14 protein-coding genes are annotated in these 13265 nt (G+C 45.8%); 9 read left to right on the forward strand and 5 right to left on the reverse strand.

The features are described 5' to 3' along the window. Positions 1–236: 236 nt before the first annotated feature. Positions 237–2396 carry a response regulator gene (locus LG272_RS05940; RefSeq protein ID WP_404407249.1) on the reverse strand — a complete coding sequence of 720 codons (2160 nt, stop codon included), beginning with the start codon at positions 2394–2396 and terminating at the stop codon, positions 237–239. A gap of 119 nt (positions 2397–2515) precedes the next feature. On the opposite strand from LG272_RS05940, the gene gshA reads away from it, so the two are divergent. Together gshA and LG272_RS05950 are read left to right on the forward strand one after the other, a co-directional pair. Beyond that, the gene (gene gshA, locus LG272_RS05945) at positions 2516–4111 is read left to right on the forward strand and encodes a glutamate--cysteine ligase (RefSeq protein ID WP_404407251.1); all 1596 of its coding nucleotides are present in this window, start codon (positions 2516–2518) and stop codon (positions 4109–4111) included. A gap of 3 nt (positions 4112–4114) precedes the next feature. Further along, positions 4115–4723 carry a hypothetical protein gene (locus LG272_RS05950; protein WP_126758445.1) on the forward strand — a complete coding sequence of 203 codons (609 nt, stop codon included), beginning with the start codon at positions 4115–4117 and terminating at the stop codon, positions 4721–4723. Between the two features lie 6 nt (positions 4724–4729). Here LG272_RS05950 and LG272_RS05955 read toward each other — a convergent pair whose 3' ends face one another. Both LG272_RS05955 and LG272_RS05960 read right to left on the reverse strand, forming a co-directional pair. Next, a complete protein-coding gene (locus tag LG272_RS05955) occupies positions 4730–5998 on the reverse strand; it encodes an HlyC/CorC family transporter (protein ID WP_126758446.1) in 1269 nt (422 codons plus the stop codon). Positions 5999–6085: 87 nt separating this feature from the next. Then, complete coding sequence (locus tag LG272_RS05960; protein ID WP_404407254.1) at positions 6086–6877, reverse strand: inner membrane protein YpjD; 792 nt, start codon at positions 6875–6877, stop codon at positions 6086–6088. A 167-nt stretch (positions 6878–7044) separates the two neighbouring features. Between LG272_RS05960 and ffh the strand changes: the two genes are divergently transcribed. The 6 genes from ffh (at position 7045) to tyrA (ending at position 11722) form a co-directional block, all read left to right on the forward strand. After that, on the forward strand, positions 7045–8418 hold the full coding sequence (gene ffh / locus LG272_RS05965; RefSeq protein WP_404407256.1) for a signal recognition particle protein: 1374 nt from the start codon (positions 7045–7047) through the stop codon (positions 8416–8418). 107 nt (positions 8419–8525) lie between these two features. Beyond that, the gene (rpsP, locus tag LG272_RS05970) at positions 8526–8774 is read left to right on the forward strand and encodes a 30S ribosomal protein S16 (protein WP_055438631.1); all 249 of its coding nucleotides are present in this window, start codon (positions 8526–8528) and stop codon (positions 8772–8774) included. Positions 8775–8801: 27 nt separating this feature from the next. Then, entirely contained in the window at positions 8802–9332 is a 531-nt protein-coding gene (gene rimM, locus LG272_RS05975; RefSeq protein ID WP_126758449.1) for a ribosome maturation factor RimM, read from the forward strand. Next, entirely contained in the window at positions 9332–10108 is a 777-nt protein-coding gene (gene trmD, locus LG272_RS05980) for a tRNA (guanosine(37)-N1)-methyltransferase TrmD (protein ID WP_126758450.1), read from the forward strand. The genes rimM and trmD overlap by 1 nt, the downstream gene beginning before the upstream one ends. 20 nt (positions 10109–10128) lie before the next feature. Beyond that, on the forward strand, positions 10129–10488 hold the full coding sequence (gene rplS / locus LG272_RS05985; RefSeq protein ID WP_092854254.1) for a 50S ribosomal protein L19: 360 nt from the start codon (positions 10129–10131) through the stop codon (positions 10486–10488). 97 nt (positions 10489–10585) lie between these two features. Next, the gene (tyrA, locus tag LG272_RS05990) at positions 10586–11722 is read left to right on the forward strand and encodes a bifunctional chorismate mutase/prephenate dehydrogenase (protein WP_404407259.1); all 1137 of its coding nucleotides are present in this window, start codon (positions 10586–10588) and stop codon (positions 11720–11722) included. Here tyrA and LG272_RS05995 read toward each other — a convergent pair. Then, positions 11684–12064 (reverse strand): response regulator, encoded by a 381-nt coding sequence (locus LG272_RS05995; RefSeq protein WP_404407261.1) that lies wholly within the window; start codon positions 12062–12064, stop codon positions 11684–11686. The two genes, tyrA and LG272_RS05995, sit on opposite strands and share 39 nt — an antisense overlap. A gap of 58 nt (positions 12065–12122) precedes the next feature. Between LG272_RS05995 and LG272_RS06000 the strand changes: the two genes are divergently transcribed. Continuing rightward, positions 12123–12755, forward strand: a complete 633-nt coding sequence (locus tag LG272_RS06000; protein WP_404407263.1) for a cytochrome b/b6 domain-containing protein — start codon at positions 12123–12125, stop codon at positions 12753–12755. On the opposite strand, the gene LG272_RS06005 is transcribed toward LG272_RS06000, so the two are convergent. Further along, complete coding sequence (locus tag LG272_RS06005; RefSeq protein WP_126758453.1) at positions 12752–13222, reverse strand: cytochrome c; 471 nt, start codon at positions 13220–13222, stop codon at positions 12752–12754. The genes LG272_RS06000 and LG272_RS06005 overlap by 4 nt on opposite strands. Positions 13223–13265: the final 43 nt, after the last annotated feature.

Raw genomic sequence — 13265 nt, forward strand, 5'->3', positions numbered from 1 at the left:
CATTAGGTTGGCGAGGAGGCTGAAAAAGCCTGACTCAAAACGATTTGGCTAATGGGAAGGGGGAATTCACCTTCCCGTTAACCACAACATAAGCGTGTAAAAAACAGCAATAAATGCACTAAAAACTGCGATATAGATAAAACCCTTTAAGCCTTGTCGTAATGTCCATCCATGTAATCTCAAATAAACGAACCAAGCAACGCTTAAAATAAGTGGAATCAAAAACAAAAATCGAGTCATGATTGTTTTCCTGATGATTGTTGGCGCTGCTGCCACAGCACGAGATCAGCAACAGCCTGTCTGGCTTGTTCAAGCAATGGATCGAGTCGCGTAATGTTATCGGCAACCTCGTTGACAGCGCCTGATGACATACTTTGCTCCAGAATTGCCGCTACTTTTGACAGTTTGGTCAAGCCTAGATTTGCCGCAGCACCTTTCAATGAATGGAAAAAGCGCTTAGCCTGATCATGTTGGCCTTTCGACAAGAACTCAACGACTTGTTGAGGGGCTTGGTGATAATCGCTATAGAGTCGTTCAACGAGAGTTTGGTATAGGGTTAAGTTATGCCCGAGCCGTTCAAGTGCACCATTAAAGTCGATGCCATTGTGATTTGGGTAAGACACGTGTTCCGGTGTTTCGACAATTGGATGTGATGCCGCAGGTGGTTTGTCGTCGTTTGTGTAGCGACCACGCACACACCATTTTTCAAGTGCCTCAATCAAGGTTCCTTCATCAATTGGTTTACTGATGTGATCTTGCATTCCAGCGGCCAACGAACGTTCGATATCTTCGCCGCTACTATTGGCCGTCATAGCAATAATTGGCAACTGCTGATAAGAAAAGAAACCACGAATTTTCTCGGCGGCAGTTAGTCCATCCATAACCGGCATTTGGATATCCATAAAAACTAAGGCATAGGGCTTTGCTCTCACCATCGCCACCGCCTCTTCACCGTTGCGCGCGACATCAACTACTAATCCCGCCTGTTGAAGCATTTCTTTGGCAATCATTTGATTAATATCATTATCTTCAACTAGCAACACTGGCGCACTGCAAAGTTCCTCAAGTCGGTTTGATGCGACAGGAACTGATGGTTGCCCCGATATAGCTAACGCTGAGCAGAGCACGCGTAATAGGGCCGAGCTGGTATATGGCTTAACAATATACTCGGCAACGCCTATTTCTCGCGCTTGTTCAATCATATCTTTAGCGTGGTAGTTAGTTGCAAGAATGAGCCGCGGTAATGTCGTGTCTTGGCACAGGAGTTCTTGGCAAAACTCTAAACCACTCATACCAGGAAGTTGCCAGTCGACGATGACTGCATCAAAATCATGTTGCTCTAACAGTTGCAAGGCCTCTTCGGCAGTGCGGCAACTCACAACATTGACAGAGTAACTTCGCAATAATTCAGTCAACATTTCTCGTGTCGTCAAGTTATCTTCGATAGCAAGAACATGTTTCTGTTGTAACCGATTAATAAGTGAATCACGACTAGAATCATCTTGATTCTTTTGCAATGGAAAGCGCATTTCCAAAAAGAAAGTTGAACCTTGACCTAATGAACTGATCACGCCAAGGCCATGTTGATTCATTAATTTGACGATACGCTGACTAATTGCCAAACCAAGACCAGTGCCGCCAAAACGTCTTGTGGTTGAGGCATCAGCTTGGGTGAAAGCATCGAACAATCGGGCTCGTTGCGCTTCGTCCATACCAATTCCGGTATCGGTTACCGATAGACGTAAATAAACATTATCAGAGTCAATATCGAGTAACGTTGCGGCAACTACAATCTCGCCATCTTCGGTAAATTTGATGGCATTGCTAACGAGGTTGACTAATACTTGATTTAATCGCAACGGGTCGCCAATAAGGCGGGTCGGAATATTAGTAGGTAAGTTGATAATGAATTCCAGATTCTTATCGTAAGCGCGATAAGCAAACATATCTGCGAGGTTCGCAAGTACTTCCTCGAGGTCAAAAGGGATGGCTTCTATAGTTAGCTTACCAGCTTCGATTTTCGCAAAATCGAGCAAGTCATTCACAATGCCGAGTAAGATACGCGATGAACTTTCAATGGAGCGTAAATAGCTACGCTGTTGATCATCAAGATCGGTTTTCAAACTTAATTGAGTCATGCCCAATATGGCATTAATCGGTGTGCGGATTTCATGGCTGACATTCGCTAAAAATTCGCTTTTCGCTTGATTCGCAGCAGCAACCGCTTGGAGTTCACGTTCACGTTCGGCAATCGACAGTGATGGTGAAGACGTTGCCGTTTTCGCCGCACCGTGTTGGGCGCGGCGACGGTACTTAGAAAGCCACTGTTTTAACTTACGTGAAACTTGCATCAACTGCCTCAAATCAACATTGATATGTTTTAGTTGTACTATCATGCCATGCAAGCCCAGTACTGCCAATGTTTAACAGTGATCGACTAACATAGACTAACCGTTTATAAACCAGTAATATTTCGCCATAACTTATGGCTCGATGAGATAAGGCAGGAAAAATTTTGCAGTCACAATTTGCCGAACTGTTGGCGACTCTCGCCAAAGCCGAGCACGTTCAAGCCTTACGAGGTATTCAGCGTGGCGTGGAACGCGAAACTTTGCGTATTACCGAGCAGGGTAAATTAGCTTCGAGTCCACATCCGAAAGCACTTGGATCGGCTCTTAAACATCCGCTAATTACTACTGATTATGCTGAAACGCTTATGGAGTTTATTACGCCGGTCGCTAGCGATATTGCGGTTACCCTCGAGCAATTATCAGATATTCATAAGGTCACATATCAAGAGTTAGGGGATGAGTTGCTGTGGCCGCTCAGCATGCCGTGTTTTGTCGGCTCAGCTGAAGACATTGTGATTGCACAGTACGGTAGTTCACATACAGGTAAAATGAAGACACTCTATCGCAAAGGTCTGACTTATCGATATGGTGGCGGAATGCAGATAATTGCTGGCGTTCATTTTAACTTTAGTTTGTCGGATGAGTTATTAGCAATACTAGCCCAACATGAAAACAAGCCGTTTAATCAGGACTTTGTGTCGACAAGATACTTTCACTTGATTCGTAATTATAAACGCGTGTGTTGGCTGATCCCTTATCTATTTGGCGCATCGCCGGCCATTTGTAAGTCGTTTTTACAACATACTGAAGATAACATTGAGTTTTCATCAATGGGCAAAGGCACAGTATATCGGCCATATGGAACGTCACTTCGAATGAGTGACCTAGGCTATACCAATAAAGAGCAAGCTGACCTTAAAATCACTTACAACACATTGGAAGAATATGTGAGAGGCTTGCGTCGAGCCATTACAAAGGAATCGGCAAGGTTTAGCAAAATCGGTGTTAAAGTCGATGGCGAGTATCGCCAGTTAAACAATAATATTTTACAAATCGAAAACGAGTTTTATTCGGCCATTCGTCCAAAGCGTGTAGCGCGCTCTGGTGAAACGCCAACGCAGGCTTTAGAACGTGGTGGTGTTGAATACATTGAGGTGCGTGCATTAGATGTGAACCCTTTTAGTCCAGTCGGAATTACCGCTGAGCAAATTCGGTTCCTAGATTTACTATTAATGTACTGTGCGATCAGACCAAGTGAGCCGATGAGCTGGGAAGAACAGGTTATCACCGATAAGAATTTTAATCGGGTGGTGATGGACGGTCGGAATCCTCGATTAACACTGAATGACAACAATTATGAACGTCCGATCTCCGATTGGTTGGAAGATATTTTCGCCGACTTACAGCAAATTGCAAAAGTTATGGATGTAGCCCACGGTGGCAGCGAATACAGTGATACAGTGACACAGCAATATCGTTGTGTCTTGAATCCAGAGTTAACCTTGTCTGGTCAATTTTTATCTTATTTATTAGATAACCAGATGGATAACAGTAAGTTTGGTATGCAATTGGCACGTCAGTATAAGCAGCAACTGAGGGACCAGCCGCTACAATATTTTAGCCGTTCTGAATTTGATCGTTTACGTGATGCATCGCTTGCAGCGCAGGCTGAATTAGAGCAACAAGACGCTAATACGAGTTTCGATGAATTTTTAGAGGAGTACTTCCGCCGTGCTGCATGTCAGTCGCCGGATTGTTAAAAAATGAAGGTTAAGTTTACCGTTATTCTTGCATCTCTGATTCTATCAGGGTGTGCTTCGGCGCCGCCTGAAGAGCCTGAGAATTTGTGTCGAATATTCGAAGAAAAGCGTGATTGGTATGATGCTGCGGCTGATATGCGTGATAAGTGGGGAGTTCCGATTCAGGTTCCCATGGCCATGATGTATCAAGAAAGCTCATTTAAGCACGATGCGGTACCGCCACGGGATTATATTTTGTGGATAATTCCATGGGGACGCGTCAGTAGCGCTTACGGTTATTCTCAAGCAAAAACTGCAACTTGGGACGACTATGTTCGTGAAACTGGCAATTCATGGTCGTCGCGTGATGATTTCGAAGATGCCATCGATTTTATGGGCTGGTTTATTTCAAAAAGCCAAAAAATTAATGGTGTATCCAAGTGGGATGCTTACGCACAGTATTTGAATTATCACGAAGGATGGGGCGGCTATCAACGGCAAACGTACCGCAAAAAACGCTGGTTGATGCAAACTGCTGAACGAGTTAAGGCGAGAGCCGGTCGCTATGGCGCGCAATTGCGCCAATGCGAAGATGAGTTAAAACGCGGATGGTTGTGGCGCTTATTGTTCTAATAAGCGCTATTTTTCGGGCATGAATCGAACGAGTTTGACGAGGTTATCACTGCTTTCGATAACTTCCATCGCATAACCATTTATTCTCAAGCACAGTGCCTGCTGTGGAATATCGCCAAGTGTTTCAATAATCAAACCGCTAACAGTTTTCGGACCGTTGGTTGGCAACTCCCAATTCATTTCTTTGTTTAAATCACGAATATTGGCTACGCCTTCCACTAACACCGAACCATCGGGTTGTACTTGCGTGGTTTCGCTTGGGGCTGGGGTAATGCTTGTCGTGAAGTCACCAACTATCTCTTCAAGAATATCTTCTAAGGTGACAAGCCCTTGAATGTCGCCATACTCATCAACAACAAGCCCGATGCGCTCTTTATTTCGTTGAAACTTCAATAGCTGCACGTTGAGTGGCGTACCCTCGGGAATGTAGTAAATATCTCGAGCCGCACGCACAATCTCTGACTTATCTAGGTCGGCAGTGTTTTTTGTCATTATTTGCATAATGTCACGCGCATGCAGAAAGCCTACGGCATCGTCAATTTCGTTACGGTACAGCAAAATGCGCGTGTATTGCGCTTGGCTAAGCTGCTTGATGATCGATTTGACGTCATCTTGCACATCAATTCCGGAAATTTCCGCGCGAGGAATCATGACGTCCTCAACCGTTACCTTTTCCAAGTCGAGAATACTGAGCAGCATCTCTTGGTGGCTCGAAGGTATCATTGAGTTTGCTTCATTCACCACGGTACGTAGCTCTTCAGAGCTCAGTGCATCTTGTCCTGAAGACCCATTCGGATTAATGCCAAGTAGTCGCATAAAACCATTGGTAATAAAGTTTACGGCGGCTACAAGCGGGTACATGACACGAAGAAGTGGCTTCAAAATGACCGAACTTGGAAATGCAACTTGTTCCGGATGTAGCGCAGCAATCGTTTTCGGCGTGACCTCTGAAAATATCAGAACAATCAGTGTTAAACCAAAGGTTGCGACCACAATCCCAGCGTCGCCAAACCAGCGCAAGCAGATGATTGTGGCTACTGCAGACGCAGCAATATTGACCAAATTGTTGCCAATCAGAATAAGGCCGATGAGACGATCAGGACGATCGAGCAGATATTGGACGCGATTGGCTCCGGCATTACCTTGTTGAGCGAGATGTCGAAGTCGATAACGGTTGACTGACATCATTCCAGTTTCCGAACCAGAAAAGTAGGCCGAAAGCAGCAATAAAACCCCAAGAATGATAAGTAGGGTCGAGGTGGATATCTCGTCCAAAAAATATTCCTATAACTTAAAACTGAACGACTAATTTAGCCAGCTAGGCTAACAAGTCAAGCACTTCGATAGTATTTAAGCCATAAACTATAGCGAAAGTATAATATCTTTGACGAAACGACTGCCAAAGTAGGCTAGTGATAAAATGACACTTGCGATGACGCTCGTTGTCACTAAGGTTTTACCGCGCGCCTGTTTTACTTGGTGCAGAAATATCACGACAGCATATAAAACAAAAGCCACGAGACTAAGTACCGTCTTGTGCGCCTGGCCTTGCGCAAACATATCGTTAAGGAAGATAAATCCGCTGATTATAGCAATCGCCAACAATACTGTTCCGGCACTTAATAGACGGAAAAAGTACCGTTCAACCGTCATCAATGGTGGTAAATAACCGGTCAAAGCTTGGGAGCGGTGATGTTTTAACACATAATTTAGGTAGAGCAATTGAATTGCGTACAAGGTGGCTAACATTAATACGGCATAGGCTAATAACGATAAAAGAATATGGACAACTAAACCGTTGGCCTCACTCAATTGCGCGCCCCAGTTGGCTGGGCTAACAACCATCAGAATGACACTTACTGCCGCGAAAACATATATAATAGGGCTCAATAACAAGCCGCCGGCTCGACGGTTGCGAATCAGAGTTAAACTTGCAAGCAGCAACGCCACAGTGCTTAAGCTGGTGGTGATGTTGAGGTGATCAAAGTGGTCGGTTTCCAAATACCCCCACAACAGTGCTAAATGAGACAGGATAGCCAGCAAAGGAACCACTAATAATGTCCACGATGCCGGTTTCGCCCGCACCAAATTGCGCCACAGTAAAATGGCTGAAAGTACATAAAGCGCAACACTGAGTAGAAGCAATATGGTCATGGCGGTTATTATTTCACTGTGTCTAAAAATTGGAATGCTCCAAGTATATGCATTGTCGAGACTAAACCCAATAGGATCAGGAAACTTTGCTTGATTTGCGATATACTCGCCGCCATATCGACATAATCGCCAACACATAAGTGCCAACAGAGAGTGAGCAGATTCGCATGTTTGAGAATTTAAGCGAACGATTGTCGCAATCGTTGAAAAATATCACCGGTCGAGGCCGACTCACCGAAGACAACATCAAAGACACCCTGCGCGAAGTGCGGATGGCGCTATTAGAAGCTGACGTTGCCCTGCCGGTAGTGCGTGAATTTGTGAGTCGAGTTAAAGAGCAAGCGCTTGGGGTTGAGGTGAATAAAAGCCTTACTCCAGGTCAAGTATTCTTGAAAATTGTCCAAAAAGAACTCGAACATGCCATGGGCGATGGCAACGTTCCAATTAATTTAGCGGCACAACCACCGGCTGTCATTTTAATGGCCGGTTTGCAGGGGGCTGGTAAAACGACCAGTGTCGGCAAACTCGCGCGTTACTTGCGCGAAAAACAGAAAAAGAAAGTACTCGTGGTCAGCGCCGACGTTTATCGTCCCGCCGCTATTAAACAGCTTGAAACGCTAGCCGCAGAAGTGGAAGTAGAATTTTTTCCTTCCAGTACAGAGCAAAAGCCTGTTGCAATAGCACAAAGTGCTATCGATCACGCACGGAAGAAGTTTTTCGATGTGGTGTTAGTGGATACTGCCGGTCGTACCGCAATTGACGAAGCCATGATGGCCGAAATTCAGGCGTTACACCAAGCTATCAATCCAGTAGAAACACTGTTTGTGGTCGATGCAATGACGGGGCAAGATGCCGCCAATACGGCAAAAGCATTCAGTGAAGCATTGCCGCTAACCGGCGTGATTTTGACGAAAGCCGATGGTGATGCGCGCGGTGGTGCGGCATTGTCGATTCGCCATATCACTGGTAAACCGATTAAATTCTTGGGGGTTGGCGAGAAAAACACGGCTCTGGAGCCGTTTCATCCCGATCGCATCGCATCGCGCATTTTGGGAATGGGCGATGTGTTATCACTGATTGATGAACTCGAAACCAAGGTTGATCGAAGCAAAGCCGAGAAAGTAGCGAAGAAGGTCATGAAAGAAGGGAAGTTCTCACTCGAGGATTTCCGTGACCAATTAGCGCAAATGCGCGATATGGGCGGCATGATGGGGCTCATGGACAAACTTCCAGGAATGGGCAAGATGTCAGCGCAAGTGAAAGGTCAGCTTGACGACAAAATGACCGTTCGTATGGAAGCAATTATTAATTCCATGACGCCCAAAGAGCGTGAATACCCCGACTTAATTAAAGGCTCGCGCAAACGTCGAATAGCAGCTGGTTCGGGTACACAAGTACAAGACGTGAACAAATTGCTGAAGCAATTTATGCAAATGCAAAAAATGATGAAGAAAATGAAAGGCGGCGGTATGGCGAAGATGATGCGCAGCCTTGGCGGAATGGGTGGTAAATTGCCGCCAGGAATGTTCCCGAAAGGCTAGTAAAAACTTGCATTCGGACTAAATTTCGGGTAAATTCCACGACCTCTTCGACCCCGGTCGGAGACTTTTTTATTTACTTAACATTAGAAACTGTATCGAGGAACGTAATGGTAACCATTCGTTTACAACGTGGTGGCGCTAAAAAACGCCCATTCTACCAAATGGTAGTTACTGACAGTCGCAATGCCCGCGACGGTCGTTTTATTGAGAACGTAGGCTTCTTCAACCCGGTCGCTCGTGGCCAGGAAGAAAAACTGCGCGTTGATTTAGATCGTGTTGATCACTGGGTATCTAACGGTGCATCACTGTCTGAGCGTGTAGCGAAGCTTGTAAAAGACGCGCGTAGCGCAGCTTAATGATTTAAATCCGTATTATAGGTGGCTATGAATACTCCTGCTGAAACCGTCGTCGTTGGTCAACTAGGCGCAGTGTATGGCGTAAAAGGCTGGATTAAAGTTCAAAGCTATACCGATGATCCGGAAGCCATTTTTGAATACAGCCCTTGGCAACTAGTTAAGCAAGGTAAAACTCAACCAGTTCAAGTCGAAGAATGGCGTCGACACAATAAAGGACTGATTGCAAAGTTAGCCGGCGTTGAAGATCGTGACCAAGCCCATGTGTTAACAGGCGCGGAAATTATCATCGATGTAGAGCTACTACCTGAATTGCCAGAGGATGAATTTTACTGGCGCGATTTGATTGGTATGGCCGTGGTAAATACTGACGGTTATAACATGGGAGTCGTTGACCAGATTATGGCCACAGCATCAAATGATGTGATGGTGGTGAAAGCGAATAGCAACGATGCATTTGGTCGCTCAGAGCGTTTGATTCCGTTTATTCAGAGTCAGTATGTTCAAGAAGTTGACAAAGAAAACAAACGTATTGTTGTGGATTGGCCGTCGGACTTTTAATGACTGCGAAATTACAGGTTGGGGTTATCAGCCTCTTTCCTGAAATGTTTCAGGCCATTACCGATAACGGTGTGACTGGTCGGGCAGTTCGCGATGGGGTGTTGGATATCCAACTGATTAACCCACGTGATTTTACCCACGATCGGCATCGCACTGTTGATGACCGCCCTTACGGCGGAGGTCCGGGAATGCTGATGATGGTGCAACCGCTCACAGACGCGATTGCAGCAGCTAAACAACAGCTCGGTGCCAATACCAAGGTGATCTATATGTCACCTCAAGGTCGCAAACTTGACCACGCTGGCGCTCATGAATTAGCGCAGCATGACAAGTTCATCATAATCGCCGGTCGCTATGAAGGCATCGATGAACGAGTAATTACTCGTCACGTTGATGAAGAATGGTCGATTGGAGATTACGTGTTAAGTGGTGGCGAACTGCCAGCCATGGTGATGATTGACACGGTAGCGCGATTGATTCCCGGTGTTTTAGGGCATCAAGATTCAGCTAGCGAAGATTCATTCGCCGATGGCTTACTAGATTGTCCACACTATACACGACCGGAAGTTTTAGATGGTGAGGCGGTTCCCGCTGTGTTGTTAAGCGGAAACCATGAAAATATACGCAAGTGGCGTTTGCAACAATCTCTTGGGAGAACTTGGTTGCGACGTCCTGAATTGTTAAAACACCTAGCTCTGACTGACGAGCAGAGGCAGTTGTTGGATGAGTTTATCCAGCAACATCAAGATGCCTCTGATACAGGTTCGGGCAGTTAATCTAGGCAAGTGAGGCTATCATGGCAAAAGTAAATCAAAATTTGATCAAAGCGATCGAAGACGAGCAATTGAAAAGCGACCTTCCAGCGTACGCGCCGGGTGATACAGTGGTCGTTAATGTTAAGGTAACTGAAGGTAACCGTGAGCGTATTCAGGCATTTGAAGGCGTGGTTATCGCAAAACGTAATCGTGGCTTACACAGCGCAGTAACTGTTCGTAAAATCTCGAACGGTGAAGGCGTTGAGCGTACTTTCCAAGTACATAGCCCAATTGTAGATAGCATTGTTGTGAAGCGTAAAGGTGCGGTACGTCGTGCTAAGCTTTACTACCTCCGTGAGCGTTCAGGTAAATCTGCGCGTATCCGCGAGAAGTTGTCTTAATAAGCATCAAGCTTATTCGAAAAAACCCGCCGCTGGCGGGTTTTTTTATGGTACAAATGCGCTAATACACACTAAATTGGCCTGTGGAGTTGAGGACATGTCGAATTCGAAGCACGAACAACAGCAACTTGAAGTATTGCGTCAACAAATTGACGACACGGATAGTGAATTAGTGCGGTTGTTATTGCAGCGACGTCAGCTCGCCAGTCAGGTTGGTGTGGTAAAACGCAAACTTGGACAGCCGTTATATGTACCCGAGCGTGAAGCCGCTATGCTCGCTAATCGACGCGAGCAGGCGCTGCAAATGGGGTTGTCTCCTGAGTTGATTGAAGATGTATTGCGTCGGGTTATTCGAGAATCTTATCAGCAACAGCAAGCCGCCGATGTGCATTTAGAGAGTAAGTCGATCGTAGTCGTTGGTGGTGCAGGTGCATTAGGTCAGTTATTTGTGCGTTTATTCGAGTCGGCCGGTGCAACCGTCAATATTATCGAGAAAGATAATTGGGAAATGGCGGAGATTTATTGCGCTCAAGCGGATCTGGTCTTGGTTGCTGTTCCTGTTGTAGCCACTGTTGATGTTATTGCTGACTTACCGGTATTACCGCCCAGTTGCGTGCTCGCCGATGTAACTAGCATCAAAGAAAAGCCTCTCGCAGCAATGATGGCGAAACATAGTGGGCCGGTAATTGGACTTCATCCAATGTTTGGTCCGCAACAGGCAACTCTCGCAAAGCAACTCATGGTGGCCTGTCACGGGCGCGATGAAGAGAATTATCAGTGGTTGTTACAAAGCATTGAACGTTGGGGAGCACAGATTAAATTTATCGATGCAACCGAACACGACCAAGCAATGTCGTTCGTGCAGGTATTACGCCACTTATCGACATTTGTCTACGGTGCTCACTTAGCCCACGAGCAAGTCGATGTGCAGCAGCTCCTTGATTTGAGTTCGCCAATTTATCGACTTGAGCTGATGATGGTAGGGCGTTTATTTGCTCAGGATTCGAACCTCTACGCTGACATCATTCTGTCTGATCCGCATAACTTTATGATGCTGCGCCGTTACGTTCGCTTATTCGATCAGTTATTAACGGAACTTGAACAAGGCAATAAAGCCGAATTCATCCGTCGCTTCGAGCATGTGCGCGATTATTTCGGCGATTTCGCCCAGAAGTTTTTAACCGAAAGCCAACGGTTACTTGAGGTCGCTGGCGATACGAAGCAGGTCAGCTAGCTGTTTAGGGCTGACTGGCTTATGTAAGCAAGTATCTATGCCCGCAGCAGTGCATCGCTGCGCGAAGTCCTCTTGCTGATGGCCGGTAATCATTGCTGCGCGTGGTGCTTCAGCGCCAAGGTCGGCGACAATCTTGCAGTACACATCGATACCATCAATATCGGGTAATTCATGATCGAGAAGTACGAGAGTGGGGCGCTGTTCCACGGCTAACTTAACAGCCTCTTTCCCAGTTTCAGCGGTAATAACTTCAACAGGATACTGCTGCACCATCGCTCTTAATACTTCGAGCGAAATATAATCGTCGTCAACAATTAATACTTTATTCACTGATTGGGTCATTGTTGTATCCTATACTGCCAAAAGAATCATAGTGTATTGAACAGAAGGAAGACTGAAAATGCAACGGGTAAAAATTTGGGATAGCTTCGTTCGATTAAGCCATTGGCTGATGGTAATTCTAATCGTTCTTATGTGGTACACCGCAGAAGAAGGCCTGATGGAGCGCCATTTGCAACTTGCAGGACTATTAGGTGCATTGGTTATTACACGAATTTTATGGGGCTTTTGGGGTAGTGAATCAGCTCGCTTTTCGCGCTTTGTAAAAGGGCCCAAAGCTGTTGCGGAGCATCTGTCAGAATTCAAAGCGGGAAAATATCAACCGTCAAACACCCACAACGCAGCCGGAGGTTGGGCTGTTGTAGCGCTGTTGATATTGTTATTGATACAGTTCGGAACAGGTTTGTTTTCAAGCGACGATATTTTCTTTTCAGGGCCATTAGCCAGTAGCGTTAGTAGCGAAGTGAGTGAGCTTGCCGGTGAGGTTCACGAAACTATTTTTAATGTACTAGCTGCCGTGGCTATTCTACATATTATCGCCATTGTGCTTTACCGAATTCGCGGAATTAATTTGATCAGCGCGATGGTTCATGGCTATCGTGAAGGTGTTTCTGCACCAAAGCTAGTGTCAGGACTTGTTGGCATAATCGCAGCAGCGGTAATCGCTGCTGCGTTGTTCTTCTGGATTAATTAATCTTTGTACTGGTCGTGGCAGCCCTTGCAATTGCGAGCGGCTGCCATGAATGCATCGCGAATTGCGCCTTGCTCACCTGCGTTAGCTGCTTGTTGAAGCGCTTTGGCATCTTGCTGCAATTGCTCGGAGCGTTCGACGAAATCTTCCCAGTTATCCCAAATAGCCGGTAACGCATCGGTATTGTTACCTGGCATGGCACCTTCTTGACTGAAACCGATCCAAGGGATGCTGGTTAAAGCGGCGAAGTCATTCGCACGCTCAGCGAAAATCGTGCCATCAAATTCAATATCACCTTTTACCATGTCACCCATCACAGCGAAGTTATTCTGCATGATGGATAATGCTTTTTGACGATATTCAACGGCTTTGTCTGCATCGTTGAAAGCGTGTTGTGCTAAAGCGCTTGCTGATACAGTTAGTGCCACAATACTTAAGAAACTGCCTGCGATTTTGAACACTGACTTCATGTTGTTCTCCTTATTGTGTTGTTTAACGACTGCAATACGCTTT

This window comes from Pseudidiomarina marina (assembly GCF_044807045.1).
Lineage (GTDB): Bacteria > Pseudomonadota > Gammaproteobacteria > Enterobacterales > Alteromonadaceae > Pseudidiomarina > Pseudidiomarina marina.